The organism is Sphingomonas sp. (assembly GCF_036388215.1).
Taxonomy (GTDB): Bacteria; Pseudomonadota; Alphaproteobacteria; order Sphingomonadales; family Sphingomonadaceae; genus Sphingomonas.
Genome location: NZ_DASVSH010000011.1, coordinates 1 through 15,935 on the forward strand (window position 1 = coordinate 1; position 15,935 = coordinate 15,935).

At 66.4% G+C, this 15,935-nt stretch carries 18 protein-coding genes; 16 read left to right on the top strand and 2 right to left on the bottom strand.

Features of this window, described 5'->3' with window-relative positions; all coding sequences use genetic code 11:
• The 4 genes from VF617_RS04755 to VF617_RS04770 all read left to right on the top strand — a co-directional run.
• The coding region (locus VF617_RS04755; RefSeq protein WP_331013724.1) for a cell division FtsA domain-containing protein at positions 1 to 504 on the top strand (504 nt) is incomplete at its 5' end.
• A gap of 111 nt (positions 505 to 615) precedes the next feature.
• The gene (gene ftsZ, locus VF617_RS04760) at positions 616 to 2,136 is read left to right on the top strand and encodes a cell division protein FtsZ (protein ID WP_331013725.1); all 1,521 of its coding nucleotides are present in this window, start codon (positions 616 to 618) and stop codon (positions 2,134 to 2,136) included.
• Between the two features lie 89 nt (positions 2,137 to 2,225).
• The gene (locus tag VF617_RS04765; RefSeq protein ID WP_331013726.1) at positions 2,226 to 4,046 is read left to right on the top strand and encodes an SPOR domain-containing protein; all 1,821 of its coding nucleotides are present in this window, start codon (positions 2,226 to 2,228) and stop codon (positions 4,044 to 4,046) included.
• Between the two features lie 28 nt (positions 4,047 to 4,074).
• Positions 4,075 to 5,241 carry a deoxyguanosinetriphosphate triphosphohydrolase gene (locus tag VF617_RS04770; protein ID WP_331013727.1) on the top strand — a complete coding sequence of 389 codons (1,167 nt, stop codon included), beginning with the start codon at positions 4,075 to 4,077 and terminating at the stop codon, positions 5,239 to 5,241.
• On the opposite strand, the gene VF617_RS04775 is transcribed toward VF617_RS04770, so the two are convergent.
• Positions 5,238 to 5,510 (bottom strand): hypothetical protein, encoded by a 273-nt coding sequence (locus VF617_RS04775; protein WP_331013728.1) that lies wholly within the window; start codon positions 5,508 to 5,510, stop codon positions 5,238 to 5,240. The two genes, VF617_RS04770 and VF617_RS04775, sit on opposite strands and share 4 nt — an antisense overlap.
• A 114-nt stretch (positions 5,511 to 5,624) precedes the next feature.
• Between VF617_RS04775 and VF617_RS04780 the strand changes: the two genes are divergently transcribed.
• The 12 genes from VF617_RS04780 (at position 5,625) to tatC (ending at position 15,656) form a co-directional block, all read left to right on the top strand.
• Positions 5,625 to 5,756 (top strand): hypothetical protein, encoded by a 132-nt coding sequence (locus tag VF617_RS04780; protein WP_331013729.1) that lies wholly within the window; start codon positions 5,625 to 5,627, stop codon positions 5,754 to 5,756.
• Between the two features lie 29 nt (positions 5,757 to 5,785).
• Positions 5,786 to 7,294: a DUF1800 domain-containing protein gene (locus VF617_RS04785; protein WP_331013730.1), complete on the top strand. Its 1,509-nt coding sequence runs from the start codon at positions 5,786 to 5,788 to the stop codon at positions 7,292 to 7,294.
• Positions 7,295 to 7,297: 3 nt separating this feature from the next.
• Positions 7,298 to 8,449 (top strand): DUF1501 domain-containing protein, encoded by a 1,152-nt coding sequence (locus VF617_RS04790; RefSeq protein WP_331013731.1) that lies wholly within the window; start codon positions 7,298 to 7,300, stop codon positions 8,447 to 8,449.
• 288 nt (positions 8,450 to 8,737) lie between these two features.
• A complete protein-coding gene (locus VF617_RS04795) occupies positions 8,738 to 9,031 on the top strand; it encodes a GIY-YIG nuclease family protein (RefSeq protein ID WP_331013833.1) in 294 nt (97 codons plus the stop codon).
• Between the two features lie 197 nt (positions 9,032 to 9,228).
• Complete coding sequence (gene argS, locus VF617_RS04800) at positions 9,229 to 10,980, top strand: arginine--tRNA ligase (protein WP_331013732.1); 1,752 nt, start codon at positions 9,229 to 9,231, stop codon at positions 10,978 to 10,980.
• Positions 10,980 to 11,690: an SPOR domain-containing protein gene (locus VF617_RS04805; RefSeq protein WP_331013733.1), complete on the top strand. Its 711-nt coding sequence runs from the start codon at positions 10,980 to 10,982 to the stop codon at positions 11,688 to 11,690. Before argS ends, VF617_RS04805 begins: the two co-directional genes overlap by 1 nt.
• A 120-nt stretch (positions 11,691 to 11,810) precedes the next feature.
• On the top strand, positions 11,811 to 12,818 hold the full coding sequence (gene nagZ, locus VF617_RS04810; protein WP_331013734.1) for a beta-N-acetylhexosaminidase: 1,008 nt from the start codon (positions 11,811 to 11,813) through the stop codon (positions 12,816 to 12,818).
• A 23-nt stretch (positions 12,819 to 12,841) separates the two neighbouring features.
• On the top strand, positions 12,842 to 13,576 hold the full coding sequence (locus tag VF617_RS04815) for a ScpA family protein (protein WP_331013735.1): 735 nt from the start codon (positions 12,842 to 12,844) through the stop codon (positions 13,574 to 13,576).
• Entirely contained in the window at positions 13,573 to 14,163 is a 591-nt protein-coding gene (gene scpB, locus VF617_RS04820; protein ID WP_331013736.1) for an SMC-Scp complex subunit ScpB, read from the top strand. The genes VF617_RS04815 and scpB overlap by 4 nt, the downstream gene beginning before the upstream one ends.
• A 27-nt stretch (positions 14,164 to 14,190) precedes the next feature.
• Positions 14,191 to 14,418 (top strand): twin-arginine translocase TatA/TatE family subunit, encoded by a 228-nt coding sequence (locus tag VF617_RS04825; RefSeq protein ID WP_331013737.1) that lies wholly within the window; start codon positions 14,191 to 14,193, stop codon positions 14,416 to 14,418.
• Positions 14,419 to 14,472: 54 nt separating this feature from the next.
• The gene (tatB, locus tag VF617_RS04830) at positions 14,473 to 14,883 is read left to right on the top strand and encodes a Sec-independent protein translocase protein TatB (RefSeq protein WP_331013738.1); all 411 of its coding nucleotides are present in this window, start codon (positions 14,473 to 14,475) and stop codon (positions 14,881 to 14,883) included.
• Positions 14,880 to 15,656 (top strand): twin-arginine translocase subunit TatC, encoded by a 777-nt coding sequence (tatC, locus tag VF617_RS04835; protein WP_331013739.1) that lies wholly within the window; start codon positions 14,880 to 14,882, stop codon positions 15,654 to 15,656. Before tatB ends, tatC begins: the two co-directional genes overlap by 4 nt.
• Positions 15,657 to 15,687: 31 nt before the next feature.
• Here the strand turns inward: tatC and VF617_RS04840 are convergent, their stop codons facing one another.
• Positions 15,688 to 15,822, bottom strand: a complete 135-nt coding sequence (locus VF617_RS04840; RefSeq protein ID WP_331013740.1) for an entericidin A/B family lipoprotein — start codon at positions 15,820 to 15,822, stop codon at positions 15,688 to 15,690.
• Positions 15,823 to 15,935 lie beyond the last annotated feature (113 nt).

Here is a 15,935-nt window from a genome sequence, read left to right on the forward strand (position 1 = left end):
TGGGCCGAGCGGACCAAATGCTTCCATGGCTCGGCCAACCTTTCGCCGCGCGACAATCATGAAATGATCGATGTAGTGCCCGCAACCCCCGAAAATGGGGACGGATCGCGGATCACCAAGTCGCAGCTCAATGCGATCATCCGCCAGCGGCTCGAGCGGCTGATGATCGAGATACAAAAGGAACTGCGCAAGCTCGGTTTCAGCGACCCTGTCGGCCGCCAGATCGTGCTCACGGGCGGCGGTGCGGATTTGAAAGGCGTGGCCGATTATGCGCAGCAATCGCTGGGCTCGGCGGTTCGTGTGGGGCGGCCCAAGGGCCTGATCGCGCTTCCCGAAGCCCATGCCGGCCCCGCATTCGCGACGTTGGCCGGCCTGGTGCGCTTCGCCGCTTCCGATCCGATCGACCTGCGCAGCCTGGAGCCCGGAACGGGGCAATTGGTGACCAAGGCGAGCCCCGGTGCGCTGCTCCAGCGGCTGATGGCGGCGTTCCGTGCGAATTATTAGAAGAAATGCGTTGGTAACTTCGTCTTTCCTCTAGAGTCGCCCTTGGGGTTCGTGCAGAACGGGACCCACAGTTTGCGCCGGCGTAGGCAAGGCGCATGGGAGAGCATGGCGATGAGTATCGATTTCCTTCCGCCCGAGGTGGATGAGCTGACCCCGAAAATCACGGTGATCGGCGTCGGCGGCGCGGGCGGCAACGCCATCGCCAACATGATCCGCGCCGACGTGCAGGGCGTCGAGTTTCTTGTCGCGAACACCGACGCGCAGGCGCTCAAGCAGTCCGCGGCCGGCCAACGCATCCAGCTCGGCGCGAAGATCACGCAGGGCCTGGGCGCGGGTTCGCGGCCCGAGATCGGGCGTGCGGCTGCCGAAGAGACGATCGACCAGGTGCAAAAGGCGCTCGAGGGCGCGCACATGGTGTTCCTCGCCGCCGGCATGGGCGGGGGCACCGGCACCGGCGCGGCGCCCGTCATCGCCAAGATGGCGCGCGACATGGGCATCCTGACCGTAGGCGTCGTGACCAAGCCCTTCGCCTTCGAAGGCAAGCGCCGGGCTCAGGCCGCGGAAGCCGGGATCGACGAGCTTCAGAAATATGTCGATACGCTGATCGTCATTCCGAACCAGAACCTGTTCCTGATCGCCAACGCCAATACGACCTTCAAGGAAGCGTTCCAGCTCGCCGACGAAGTGCTTCAGCAAGGCGTGCGCGGGATCACCGACCTGATGGTGATGCCGGGCCTGATCAATCTCGACTTCGCCGATATCCGCGCAGTGATGCAGGAGATGGGCAAGGCGATGATGGGCACGGGCGAGGCGGAAGGCGACGATCGCGCGCTGATCGCGGCGCAAAAGGCGATCGCCAATCCGCTGCTCGACGGCGTCTCGATGAATGGCGCAAAGGGCGTCATCGTCTCGATCACCGGCGGCGAGGACATGCGGCTCCTCGAAGTCGATGAAGCCGCGAACCACATTCGCGAGCTGGTCGATCCGGACGCCAACATCATCTGGGGATCGGCATTCAATCCCGATCTGGAAGGCAAGATCCGCGTCTCGGTCGTCGCCACGGGCATCGATGCAGAGGCGCAATCGGCCGCGCCGCCGCGCGCGGCGGAGCAGCCGCGCGTCTTCTCCTTCTCGACTCCGCGCCGCACTGCCGCCGAACCCGCCGCGGCGGCTCCCGAGCCGACCGCCGAAGCGCCCCAGCCGGGCTTTTCCGAAGCCAGTTTCGAATCCGGGGAAGCGCTGACGCCTGAGCCCACGCTCGAAGCTCCGCGCGTGCCCCAGCCCTATGAGCCCGAGGCTGCCGCCGCCGAGGCCGAGAGCGGCTGGGTCGACGACGGCGAGGACGCGGACGAACTGGTACTTGGTTCCGAAGAAGCGCCCGAAGCGTTGGACGAGCCTGAAGCAGCTCCTGAAGCGCCCACTCCCGAGTTCGGCGGACGCCGTCGCTGGCTCACGGGCGGCGGCAGCGAGGAAGAAGAGCCCGCCGCCGAGGCCAAGCCCGCGAAGAAAGCGGGCGGCACGCTGTTCGAGCGGATGGCCTCTGCCTCACGAGGTGGCTCAAAATCGTCCGACGACGACGACAAGGACCCCCTCGATATCCCGCGCTTCCTGCGCAGCCAGAACAACCAATAGGCGTTCGTCGCCGTCGTGCCTCGCTTCGGCGAGCACGGCTGCGCGCGTCATTGGCGGTTCAGGGGTTGTAGCGTCTAACTGCAAGCCAGATGATCCGGATTCGTTTCCTTCGCTCGACCGCACTTCTTCTTGCGCTGAGCGCCGCCGCGCCCGCTTTCGGCCAATATGAGGTGGTTCCGGGGCCCAATCCCGATGCCGATCGGCTGGCCGGCGAAGTCCGCCGGCTGGCGGGGAATCCGCGCGACGTGGTCGCACTGCTCGACGCGGGCGATCTGAGCGCGCGGCTGGGGGACACATCAGCCGCGCTCGCTTTTTTTGCGCGCGCCGAGGCGATCGACCCGACCAATCCGCGGATCCTGTCTGGCCGGGCTGGAACGCTGGTGCGGCTCGAGCGGCCGGGCGAGGCGCTGCGGCTGTTTCAGCAGGCCGAGGCGCGCGGGCTGCGGCTGGCGCAATATGCCAGCGACCGTGGCCTCGCTTATGATCTGCTCGGCGCCCCCGATCTTGCGCAGCGCGATTACCGCGCGGCGCTGGCGGTGTTCCGCGATGACGAGACGGTGCGCCGCTACGCCCTCTCGCTGGGAATCACCGGCGGTGTTGAGCAGGCGATGCGCGAGCTCGACCCGCTGCTTCGCCGCAGTGACCGGGCATCGTGGCGCGCGCGCGCCTTCATCCTTGCGATGAACGGTGACCTGGCCGGCGCGGACCGCATCGCCAGCACGATGATGCCGGGCAATATGGGCGCGTCGCTTGCGCCGTTCTTCCGCCGGCTTGCAGCGCTGGCGCCCGCCGACCGCGCCTTTGCCGTGCATTTCGGCGAGCTTTCGCCCACCCAGGCGCGGCTGGCCGATGCGCGGATGGCGCCGCAAGTGCCGCGTTACGTGCCGCAGTCCAGGCCGGCCGAGATGGCGGCAGCCGCCCCGCCGAGACCGACGGTCGAACCCGAGCGCAGGGATCGTGACCGCCGATCGCGGCGCGAACGCGAGCGCGACGCCGAGGCGGCCAGGCTGGCGGCGGAGCAACGGCGCGCGGCCGAGCAAGCCGCCGTCGCCGCCGCTGTGCTTCCGACCCCGCCGCAATATGTGGAGCGCCAGGTGGCGATGGTGCAGCCGATCCCCACGCCGGCGCCCACGCCCACGCCGGCGCCCACGCCCACGCCCACGCCTATGCCGGCACCAGCGCCCACGCCCACTCAGACACCAGCCCTGGCGCCGGTGCAGTTAGCCAGCCGTGTCCCGACCCCGACCCCCCAGCCTGTGATGATCACAGAAATCCCGGTACGACGGACCATGTCGGACCCGCAGCCCGAGAGCGTGGGCGGAGGGCCGGCACCAACGAGCCCCGCGCCAACGCAGATCGGCAAGGAAGATTCGGTGCTGGCGTCGATCGTCAATGGCATCACGATCCCGGCTGAGGAGCTCGAAGTCCTGGCCAAGGCGCCGGAGCCTGTAGTGGAGCCAGTGCGGACCGCCGCGCCGGCACGGATCGCCGAGATTGCCGCCAAGCCAGTTGCGGCGAAGCCCAAGCCAGAGCCGGCAAAGCCCGCAACCAAGACCGTGGCAAAGGTCGATCCGAAGACGAAGAAAGCCGAGCCGAAGAAGCCGGAGCCGAAGAAGCCCGATCCGGCAACGTCAGAACCCTCGCGTACTTGGGTTCAAGTGGCGGGGGGCGCGAACGAAGCGGCGCTGACCAAGGCGTGGAAAGCGGTGGTGACCAAGGCGCCGGCGGCGATGAAAGGCAAATCGGGCTGGTCCAGCCCCTTGCGGGCGACCAACCGCGTGCTTGCGGGGCCGTTCAAGAACAGCGCCGAGGCGCAGAGTTTCGTCAACACGCTTGGCAAGGCCGGGGTCTCGGCCTTTGTGTTCACGAGCGAGGCGGGCCAGAAGATCACGCGGCTGACACTGAAGTGACGCGCAATTCGCCTTTGAAGACGCGCGCTTGAGCGTGGGCGCGCCATGGGCGTGCCTTCCTCAACGCAGTCGCGGCCGCCTTCATGAAGAACAGACCGGGACCATCCGCGGCCCGCGCGACGCCTTTCAGCGTGATCGCGATCGCATCATCCATTCGATAAGCTTCCGCCGGCTGCGCTCGAAGACCCAGGTGTTCATGGCGCCCGATGGCGATCATTTCCGCGTGCGGCTGACGCACAGCCTGGAAGTCGCGCAGATCGGGCGCACGGTGGCGCGGGCGCTGGGGCTGAACGAGGACCTGACCGAGGCGCTGTGCCTGGCGCACGATATCGGCCATCCGCCCTTCGGTCATGCCGGAGAACGTGCGCTCGAAGAGGCTTTGGCGGGGCAGGGGGGCTTCGATCACAACGGCCACACGCTGCGAACGCTGACGGCGCTCGAGCGGCCCTATCCGGGCTGGGACGGGCTCAACTTGACCTGGGACACGCTGGAGGGGCTGGCCAAGCATAACGGCCCGATCTCCAGCCCCGAATGGGCGTTGGCGGCGGCGGATGCGCAATTCCCGCTTGAGCTGGCGCACTGGCCCTCGCTGGAGGCGCAGGTCGCCGCGATCGCGGACGATATCGCCTATGACAATCACGACATAGACGATGGGTTGCGTGCGGGGCTGCTCTGTCTCGATCAGTTGATGGTCGTGCCGATGATCGCGGATGGGTGGCGCGCAGTGGAAGCGCGATATCCGGGCGTCGAGCGCAAGCGGCTGATCGGGGAGATGGTGCGCGCGCAGATCGGGGCGATGGCCAACGATCTGATCGCGACGACCCGGAGCCGCGTGGCCGAGAGCGGCGTCCAATCGGTCGAGGAGGTTCGCGCGGCAGGGCGCTGCCTCGCCCATTTCTCGGACCCGATGCGCGAGGCCGAGCGTGGGCTCAAGGCATTCATGTATGCCAACCTCTATCACCACCCCGATCAGGTCGCGGCGGCGGACGCGGCGCACCGGATGGTCTCAGGGCTATTCGCCGCTTATGCCGCCGATCCCGCGCTCATGCCCGGCGAATGGCGGGAGGCGCTACCGGCGGGCGAACCGTGGCGCAGCCGGCATATCGCGGATTTCATTGCGGGGATGACCGACCGCTACGCGATCGCGCGATATCGCGAAGCGGTCGGTCCCATTGAATTGCCCGAAGGCTTTTAGCGTGATGCCACCGTTACCTGTGCCGTCCGCTTCGGTTCGGCGAACGAGACCGGCGTGCTGCCGACATGGCCGCGCACCCATCCATCCTTGACCACAAGCCTGAAGCGGCCGCCGAGCGACGCAGTGCCGGCCAGAATGCGGGCGTCGCCCTGCTTGGCTATAGTGTAATTATAGGTGACCCCGTCGCGGGTGAGCTGGCGCTCATCGGCGAGAGCGGGACCGGCGAAAGCGAGCGAAGCGGCGGCGGCCGCGAAAACGATGCGGGACATGAGATTTCTCCTCGTTGGTTCGACACGGCCGGACCGACATCCTCTTCCCGAGCTTGTTTGTATGCGCCCAGGATGCTGCGGCGCAGCAACGATCGCAAACGCAAAGAGAGGAGAATGCGGATGCATTCCGCGCATTGCATGCGCCGCGCGCAATCGGTGGCCGTGCGCGAGACAATCGTCGCGACCGACGGGCTGCGCCGGGCGGAATGGCCGCATTGCCATAATTGTGCGATAACCGGAGCCTAGCTTCGCGCAGCAGCCAGAGAGGATTTCGGATGGCCGACGCCAGCATCGCCCTCAACCGCTTCGGCATGGGAGGCAGGCCGGGCGACAGCCCGGGCGCGGACCCGAAGCGCGGATTGCTCGCGCAGTTCGATCGCTATGAGGCTCGCCCCCAGGCGATTGCCGCACTGGCGCCCGGCAGCACGATCGCACGCGAGCTGAGCGAGTACCTCCAGCAAGTGCGGCAGTTGCAGCGCGACCGCCGCCAAGGCGAGACTCCCGCCCGCCCCGATGCGGAAATGATGGCCCCTGCGCAAATGCAGGATATGGCGGGCGCGCCGATGACCGAGAAGGCTCCGCAGCGCGACCAGAACGATCCCGTCGTCCAGGCGCAGCGCTTCGCGCGCCAGCAGGGGCGCGATCATTATGCCAAGGCGGTTTCTGCGCGGGCGCTTTGCGCGGTCATGTCGCCGGCCAGCTTCGTCGAGCGGCTCGTGCATTTCTGGGCCAATCACTTCGCGGTTTCGGCGGACAAGATCACGATCGTCGGCCTTGCGGGCACGCTGGAGTTCGAAGCCGTGCGGCCGCATGTGCTCGGCAAGTTCCGGGACATGCTCCACGCAGTCGAGCGGCACCCGGCGATGCTGCTCTATCTTGATCAGGCGCAGTCGATCGGGCCGAACAGCATGGCGGGCCAGATCGCGCAGCGGCGCCAGAATCCGCAGCGCGCCGGGCTGAACGAAAATCTGGCGCGCGAAATCCTGGAGCTTCACACGCTGGGGGTCCGCACGGGCTATGGCCAGGCCGACGTCACCGAATTCGCGCGGGCGATGACCGGCTGGACGGTCGCCGGACTCGGACGAGGCCGGGGCGCGGCCTTTGCGGGGACGGATGGCATCCCGGGCAGCTTCGTCTTCGCGCCGCGCCTGCACGAGCCGGGCGCGCGCACCATCCTGGGCAAGAGCTGGACGCAGGAGGGCGAGGGGCAGGCCGCCGCGGTGCTGGATATGCTCGCCGCGCATCCCGCCACGGCGCGCCACATCGCCACCAAGCTGGCGCGCCATTTCGCGGGAGACGAGCCGCCGGCGAGCCTGGTCGGCAGGCTGGAAGCGGCGTTCCTGCGATCGGGCGGCGACTTGCCGACCGTGTATCGTGCGCTGATCGACGCGCCCGAATGCTGGGTGGCGGCGCCGGTCAAGTTCAAGTCGCCCTGGGAATGGTCGATCTCGGCGTTGCGCGCGCTCGGCACGCAGCAATTGCCGTCCATGGCGATGAACGGACTGCTGACCCAGCTGGGCCAGCCGGTGTGGCGGCCAGGCTCGCCAGCGGGATGGGACGATGTCGCGGCGTCCTGGGCGGGGCCGGACGCCGTGATGCGCAGGGTCGAGGCAGCCGAGCGGATGGCGCAGCGCACCCGCGACTCGATCGACGCCCGTGAGCGCGCGGCGCAGCTTTTCCCGGGCGCTTTGAGCGAGGCGACGGCGCAGGCGATCGCCCGTTCCGAAAGCCCCGGCCAGGGGCTCGCTTTGATGCTCGTCGCCCCCGAATTCATGCGGAGATAGGCCATGCTGAACCGTCGCAACTTCGTCGCCCTGGGCGCCTCCGCGGTCCTCACCACCACGCTCGGCGCACGGATGACCTTCGCCAGCGCGGCCACCGCCAAGCGCTTCGTCTTCATCATCCAGCGCGGCGCGGCGGACGGGCTGGGGACGATAGCGCCGGTGGGCGATCCCGCGTTCGTGAGCCAGCGCGGGCTTCTCGCGCAGGATTTCGCTTCCGCGGCGAAGCTGGATTCGATGTTTGCGCTGCATCCTTCGCTGGCGAATGTCGGGGCGCTGTATCAGGCCAAGCAGGCGCTGTTCGTCCACGCGGTGGCCTCACCCTATCGCGACCGATCGCATTTCGACGGGCAGAACGTGCTGGAGACCGGCGGGACGGCCGCCTATGCGGTCAAGGACGGCTGGCTCAACCGGCTGCTCTCGTTGTTGCCCGCCGACAACAAGGCGATCGCGCTCGCCGCGACGATCCCGATGGCATTGCGTGGGCGGGTGGAAGTGGGGAGCTATGCGCCGTCCGCGCTGCCCGATGCATCGGATGATCTGCTGGGCCGCGTCGCAGCGATGTATGCCCAAGATCCGCAGCTCCACGGGATCTGGGAACAGGCAGTGGCGACGCGAGTGCTGACCAGCGACATGGCGGCGGACAATGGCCGCAACGCCGTTGCGACGGGCGACCTCGCGGCCAAGCTGCTCAGCGCCGAGGGCGGCGCGCGCATCGCGATGATCGAGACCGGGGGCTGGGACACCCATGCCCAGCAGCGCGGCCGCCTGGGCGCGCAGTTGCGCGGGCTCGATGGGATGATCGGCGCGCTCAAGACCGGGCTGGGGCCGTTATGGGCCGATACCATGGTGCTCGTCGCTACCGAGTTCGGCCGCACCGTGAAGGTGAACGGCACCGGCGGCACCGATCATGGCACGGCATCGGCGGCGATGCTGATGGGCGGCGCGGTCAATGGCGGGCGCGTGATCGCGGACTGGCCGGGGCTGTCGGATGCGGCGCTGTATGAGGGACGCGATCTGAAGCCCACGCTGGGGCTGGATACGGTGATCGGCAGCGCGGTGGCTTCGCATTTTGGGCTGGGTGCGTCGCAGGCGGCGGCCAAGTTGTTTCCGGACATGCGGGCATCGCGACCGATCGAGGGGCTGGTGCGGGCCTGATCTGAACGCCGCATGCTTCTTCGTGGATCGGCGCGCGGAAGTTTAGGCGAAGTTTAGGCCAATGCGCGGTGCGCACACATGCGAATGTTCCCAATGTTCGCACTGGCCATGGGGTTTCTTGAACCGACGATTTCAAAGAGCGATCGGGAGTGCCGACCGGCTTAGCCAAGCAGGTGAAATCCTACATTGCAAGGGGATGCTGAGGGCTGCTATTGGTGGTTAGCGGTCATCGCCCTCAGTTCGTCACCCCGGCTTGACCCGGGGTCCCGCTCCTTGTTTTTTGTCCCGATGGGGCATCGTGGCGGTTGGATCTACATCATGGCCGACCGGTATCGCGGCACGATGTATGTCGGTGTCACCGCAGACTTGGCCACGCGCATCCATCAGCACCGCACAGGCGACGGATCGGATTTCTGCAGGCGCTATGGATTAGGCCGACTGGTGTGGGCCGAGCATGCGCCGTCAATCACGGATGCGATCGCTCACGAGAAGCGCGTCAAACGCTGGCGTCGCGAATGGAAGTTCGCATTGATCGAGAACGGCAACCCGGAATGGCGCGATCTGTTTGACGTACTTGCCTGAAGCGAGAAAGCGGGACCCCGGGTCAAGCCCGGGGAGACGAGAAGAGGGGCCAGATTTATGCCCGAAATCCGTTCCTAGGCAGACAGAGGTGCCGTGAGGAGATAGCCACAACTCCCCGGGCGGTCCCATCCCCCGCTTTGCACCCGCGCAACGCTTGGTCTAATGCCCGCGCTTCCTCGCACCATCGGAAGCGCCCCGTGACCCTCTACCTTCGTTTCGCTGCCCATATCCATGCCGCGCTCGATGCCCTGGTGGCCTCGGGCGATCTTCCGGCTGGGCTGGAGCGGCGCAATGTGACGGTCGAGCCGCCGCGCGATCCCTCGCATGGCGATCTGGCGACCAACGCGGCGATGGTGCTTGCCAAGCCGGCGGGGACCAATCCGCGTGCGCTAGCCGAGAAGCTGGCCGCCGAGCTGGAGAAGCTTGGCGCGGCCCAGTCGGTGAGCGTGGCGGGGCCGGGCTTCATCAACATGACGCTGACCGATGCGACCTGGCGCAACGAGCTTGCCGCGATCCTCGATGCGGGCGATGCCTATGGCCGCTCGACGATCGGCGAGGGCGTCACCGTCAATGTCGAATATGTCTCGGCCAACCCGACGGGGCCGATGCACATGGGGCATTGCCGTGGCGCAGTGGTTGGCGATGCGCTTGCCTCGCTGCTCGAACATGCCGGGCACAAGGTGATCCGCGAATATTATGTCAACGATGCGGGCGGCCAGGTCGATACGCTCGCGCGCTCGGCGCACCTGCGGTATCAGGAGGCACTGGGTGTCGAGATCGGAGAGATTCCGGAGGGACTTTACCCGGGCGAGTATCTGAAGCCGGTTGGCGACGCGCTCGCGCACCGCTTCGGCCCGCAATATCTCAGCGCGCCCGAGAGCGAATGGCTCGCCGAGTTCCGCAAGGTGGCGGTCGCGGACATGCTGGTGATGATCAAGGCCGATCTGGCGCTGCTCGGTATCCATCATGACCTGTTCTCGTCCGAGGCGGAGTTGCAGGCGGCGGGCAAGCCGGAGGCGGCCGAAGCGTGGCTGCGCGGGCATGACCTCGTCTATGATGGCGTGCTTGAGGCGCCCAAGGGCGAGCTGCCCGATAACTGGGAGCCGGTGGAGCTGCCCTTGTTCCGCTCGGCGCAGTTCGGCGACGATCAGGACCGCCCGATCAAGAAGTCCGACGGGAGCTGGACCTATTTCGGTGCGGACTTGGCTTATCACTTCCAGAAGGCGCAATCGGCCGATCAGCTGATCGACATCTGGGGCGCGGACCATGCCGGCACGGTCAAGCGCATCGTCGCGGCAGTGGCGGCGCTTACCGAGGGCAAGACCCGTTTCGATGTGAAGCTGGTCCAGATGGTGCGGCTGCTGCGCAACGGCGAGCCGGTGAAGATGTCCAAGCGCTCGGGCAATTTCGTGACGCTCGCCGATGTCGTCGAGGAAGTCGGCAAGGACGTGGTTCGCTTCACGATGCTTACCCGCAAGGCCGATGCGCAGATGGACTTCGATTTCGCGAAGGTCGTGGAGGCCTCCAAGGACAATCCGGTCTTCTACGTTCAATACGCCCATGCCCGCATCGCATCGCTGCATCGCAAGGCCGCTGAGGCCGGTATCCCCGGCTCGTGGGCCGGGGCAGGCGACTGTCCCGATGCGGAACTGTCCCTGCTTGATACGGAAGAGCTTGGCGTCGTGAAGCTCGCCGCGCAGTTCCCCCGGATCGTGGAAAGCGCGGCGCTGGCGCGCGAGCCGCACAGGATTGCCTTTTATCTCTACGACTTGGCCGCAAGCTTCCATTCGCTGTGGAATCAGGGGAACGATAATCCCGAGCGCCGCTTCCTCTTGCCGGATCAGGTAAGGTTAACGTGCGCGCGGCTTTATCTGGCGCGTGCGATCGGGCAAATTGTGCGTAACGGCCTCGCCATCATGGGCGTCGAAGCCGTCCAGGAGATGCATTGATGAGCAGGGAACCCGGTTATGGCGACGACGATCGCCTGCCGTGGCTTGAAACGGTCGAGGAGGATTACCGCGAGGGCCCCTCGTTCGGCCGCATCTTGCTGCTCATCATCCTCCTGCTGCTGGTCATCGGCGCCGGCGCGGGCAGCTATTACTGGTATCAGCAGCAACAGGGGCTGACCGGCAACGGCCAGCTCATCAATGCCCAGGAAGGCGATTACAAGGTCAAGCCCGATGAGCCGGGCGGCCAGGTGGTGGACGGGGAAGGCGACAGCGTCTTCGCGACCAGCCAGGGCAATGCCAGCAATGCGAGCATCAACACGGGCGCGCTGCCCGAGGCGCCGGTCCAAGGCGCCCGTCCCGCCGCGACTTCGGGGAACGATCCCGGGAGCAAGACCGCCAAAATCACGGTGCCGACTGCGGGTGCTTCGGCTCCCGCCAAGGCCGCGCCGGTGGCGCCCGTTGTCGGCGGTGGATCGGGCTCGCTGGTCCAGCTCGGCGCTTTCCCGGATGAGGGCGGGGCGAATGCGGCATGGTCGCGGCTCTCCAAGCGCTTCGGATATCTTGCGTCGCTCGGGAAATCGATCGAGCGCGGCGACAAGGACGGCAAGACGGTGTTCCGCCTGCGGGTCAATGCCGGTTCGAGCGGGCAGGCGAAGGAAATCTGCGGCAAGCTCAAGGTCGCGGGCGAAAACTGCTACGTCGCGAATTGACAGGGCTGCCGCACGAAATACGCTCATGCTGAGCTTGTCGAAGCACGCTTCTTCTTTCTAGGAATGCGCCCTTCGACAAGCTCAGGGTGAGCGGTTGCATATTTGGCCAGGAGCCGCCCGATGAAGCCCGTAATCTTTGGCCTATCGGGCCATAGCCTCACCGATAGCGAGCGCGCCTTCTTCAGGGAGGCCGATCCGCTCGGCTACATCCTGTTCAAGCGCAATTGCGGCGATCGCGCGCAGATGAAGGCGCTGACCGACAGCTTGCGCGAGCTTGGCGGGCGCGCCGACCTGCCGATCCTGATCGACCAGGAAGGCGGGCAGGTCTCGCGGATGCAGCCGCCGGTGTGGCCCGCATTTCCGGCTGGGGCAGCGTTCAACGCGCTCTACCAGGCCGCGCCGATCTCCGCGATCGAGGCCGCGCGCCACAATTATCATGCGCTGGCGCTGATGCTCCACGAAGTCGGGGTCAATGTGAATTGCGCACCGTTGCTCGACGTGCTCCAGCCCGGAGCGACCAGGGCAATCGGCGACCGAGCATTCGGCGGCGAGCCGATGCAGGTGGCGGCGCTGGGCCGTGCGGCGATCGAAGGCCTGCGGCGGGGCGGCGTGGTAGGCGTGATCAAGCATATGCCGGGTCATGGCCGCGCCGTGGTCGACAGCCATCTGGAGCTTCCCCGAGTCAAGGCCGATGCGGCGGCGCTTGAGATCGATATCGAGCCCTTCGCCAGATTGAACAACGCGCCGATGGCGATGACCTGCCACCTGGTTTTCGAAGCCTGGGATGCGGACCACCCGGCCACGCAATCGCCCACGGTGATCTCCGAGATCATTCGTGGCCGCATCGGCTTCGACGGACTGCTGATGACCGACGATATCGACATGAAGGCGCTTTCCGGCAGCGCCGGGCAGAAGGCCTCGGCGGCGCTGGCGGCGGGCTGCGACGTGGTTCTCGATTGCTGGGCGCGGATGGACGAGATGGTCGAGATCGCCGGGCTGATTGGGGACGCGACACCCGAATGCATCGCGCGGCTGGATCGCGCGATGGCGACAGTGCAGGACGGGCCGGAACAGGCCGACATGGCCGAGCTGATCGCAGTGAGGGACGAACTGCTGGCGCTCGCCTGAACGCTCTGCTTAACTTGCCCGCGATGGAAGCCAATACCGCCGCAATTCTGACGATCGACATCGACGGCTGGGAAGGGCCGCTCGATCTGCTGCTCGCGCTCGCGCGCAGCCAGAAGGTCGATCTGCGGGCGATCTCGATCCTGGAGCTGGTCGATCAATATATCGCCTTCGTGGACGAGGCGCGCGAGCTTCGGCTGGAGCTGGCGGCCGATTATCTGGTGATGGCCGCGTGGCTGGCCTATCTCAAATCCGCATTGCTGCTGCCGCGCAATCCCGAGGAGACGCCGAGCCCGGACGAACTGGCGCTGCGCCTTCAGCTCAGGCTCGAACGGCTGAATGCCATGCGCGAAGCTGGCGCACGGCTGGTCGCGCGCGACCGGCTGGGCCGCGACACCTTCCTGCGCGCCGCGCCCGAGGGGCTGCGCGTGGTCCGCAAGGGGCGTTACCAGGCGGAAATCTATGACCTGATCGCCGCTTATGGCCGGATCAGCGCGCGCACCCGGCCCGTGATGCACGTGGTCGCGCAGCGCGACGTGATGACGCTGGAGGAAGCGATCGAGCGGGTATCCAGCCTGATCGGGGCGCGGATCGCGTGGAGCACGATCGAGAGTTTCCTGCCGGAACACGCAAGCGGGGCCTATCGCAAATCGGCCCTGGCTTCCTCATTCGTTGCGGCGCTCGAGCTGGCGCGGCAGGGGAGGGTCGATCTCCAGCAGCAATCAGCCTTCGCGCCGCTTTATCTGAGGGCGAGCGCATGACGGGTCAGGACGACCTGTCCCGCGCAGTGGAGGCGGTCCTGTTCGCTTCCGAGCACCCGCTGTCGATAGACGAGATCAAGGCGCATGTCGGCGCGGAGGCAGACGTGCGCGGCGCGCTGGCGAGCCTGGAGGCGCTGTTTACCGGGCGTGGTATCGAACTCGTCCGCCGGGGCGACCGCTGGCACTTCCAGACCGCTCCGGACCTTGCGCACCTGCTCCGCCGAGACCGTGAGGAGAGCCGCAAGCTTAGCCGTGCGGGCGTCGAGACGCTCGCGATCATCGCCTATCACGAGCCCGCGACCCGCGCCGAAATCGAAGCGATCCGCGGGGTCCAGATCAGCAAGGGCACGATCGACGTGCTCATGGAAGCCGGCTGGGTGCGCCCCGCCGGGCGCCGCGAAGTGCCCGGGCGCCCGCTCACTTATGCCACCACGCCAGGTTTCCTCACGCATTTCGGGCTGGAGAGCCGACGCGACCTGCCCGGCATCGACGATCTGAAGGCTGCCGGCCTGCTCGATCCGGTCGATCTGGCGCTTGATGCGTTCAGTACGGACGAAGAGGTGGAAACCGTCACCGAACAAGACTAGATACGGCGAGACACAAGGAGATTTCTGATGGGTGGTTTCAGCCTGATGCACTGGTTGGTGCTCGGCGTAGTGGCGATCCTGCTGCTGGGCGGCGGTCGTTTCTCCAGCATGATGGGCGACGTCGCCAAGGGCATCAAGAGCTTCAAGAAGGGCATGGCCGAGGACGACGAGAAGGCCGAAGCCACGCGGCTGGAAGCCAAAAGGGCCGATCCCGCCTTTCAGACCGAAGCCGAGCGCACGCGCGAAGAGCGCTGACTTACGGTTTTCAGCGCCAGGGAGGCTTTGGCGCGCAGCTTCTGGCGGTAGCGAATGCTTGATTTCAACGCGCCCGAATTTCTGGTCGTCGCGGTCGTCGCGCTGCTGGTGATCGGGCCCAAGGACCTGCCAAAGGCGCTGCGGTTCCTGGGCAAGTGGTTCGGAAAGGCCCGCGGAGTCGCGCGCCAGTTCCGCTCGGGTTTCGACAGCATGATCCGCGAGGCGGAACTCTCCGAGATGGAAAAGCAATGGGCGGCCGAGAATGAGCGGATCATGCGCGAGCATCCGCAGCCCGCCTTGCCAGCCCCCCAGCCCGAGCATTTCGCGACCGAGGATGGCGATCCGGTAATGGTCGAGCAGCCGGAATTGTTCGCTGCTGGCGAGACTGTGGACGAGCCCGCGCCGGCCAAGCCCAAACGCGTCCGCAAGCCCAGGGCCATCAAGCCAAGCGAGGCGGCGGAGTGAGGGATATCGACGATAGCCAGGCGCCCTTGCTCGAACATCTTATCGAGCTGCGCCGGCGCCTGCTTTATTGCGCGCTGGCGATCCTGCTGACCTTCATCGCGAGCTTTTATTTCGCCAAGCCGATTTTCGGCTTCCTGGTCCAGCCGCTTGCCGAAGCGGGGCAGAACAAGGTGATCTTCACCGAGATTTTCGAGGCGTTCTTCGTCCAGGTGAAGGTTGCGTTCTTCGCGGCGATGATGCTGTCGTTCCCGGTCATCGCGAACCAGTTATGGCAATTCGTCGCGCCCGGCCTGTATCGCAAGGAGAAGCGCGCGCTTTTGCCGTTCCTGCTCGCCACGCCGCTGTTGTTCATTGCCGGCGCATCGCTGGCCTATTGGATAGCCATTCCCACCGCCCTGCATTTCCTGTTGAGCTATCAGGGCGATCTGGGCGGGGGCGTGACGCAGGAGGCCTTGCCGGCAGTGGGCAAGTATCTCGATTTCATCATGCAGTTCCTGTTCGCGTTCGGGATCACCTTCCTGCTGCCCGTGCTGCTCATGCTGCTGGAGCGCGCCGGGATCGTTACCTACGAGCAGCTGAAGAGCGCTTGGCGCTATGCCATCGTCGCGGCCTTCGCGATCTCGGCTGTGCTCACGCCGCCGGACATTGGATCGCAGTTCCTGCTCGCGGTCCCGCTGATCGGCTTATATTTCCTGTCGCTTGTCGGGATATGGTTCACGCGACGCCGCCGCACGGCCCAGGCGGATGCGGAGGCGGAGGCCGCATCCGAATAGGCCCTCCCGCAGCGGGGAGGGCCGGATCGGCCTATTTGTTTTCCTTGGCCGCGTTGGCGACGGTTCCGCCCGCCGATTCTACATCGCGTCCCATTCCCTCGATCGTGTTGCACGCCGAGGCGAGGATCGTCCCCGCGAGCGCGATGCAGGTGAGGATCTTGCGCATTGGAATCTCCATATCGCTGTGAATGTGGATAAGCCCAATGAACGGGCGCGAGGGATCGTTCCGCCCCGGGGGGACGGAAGCCGCGCGGGGGGCAGATCAGCGATGCGGAGAAA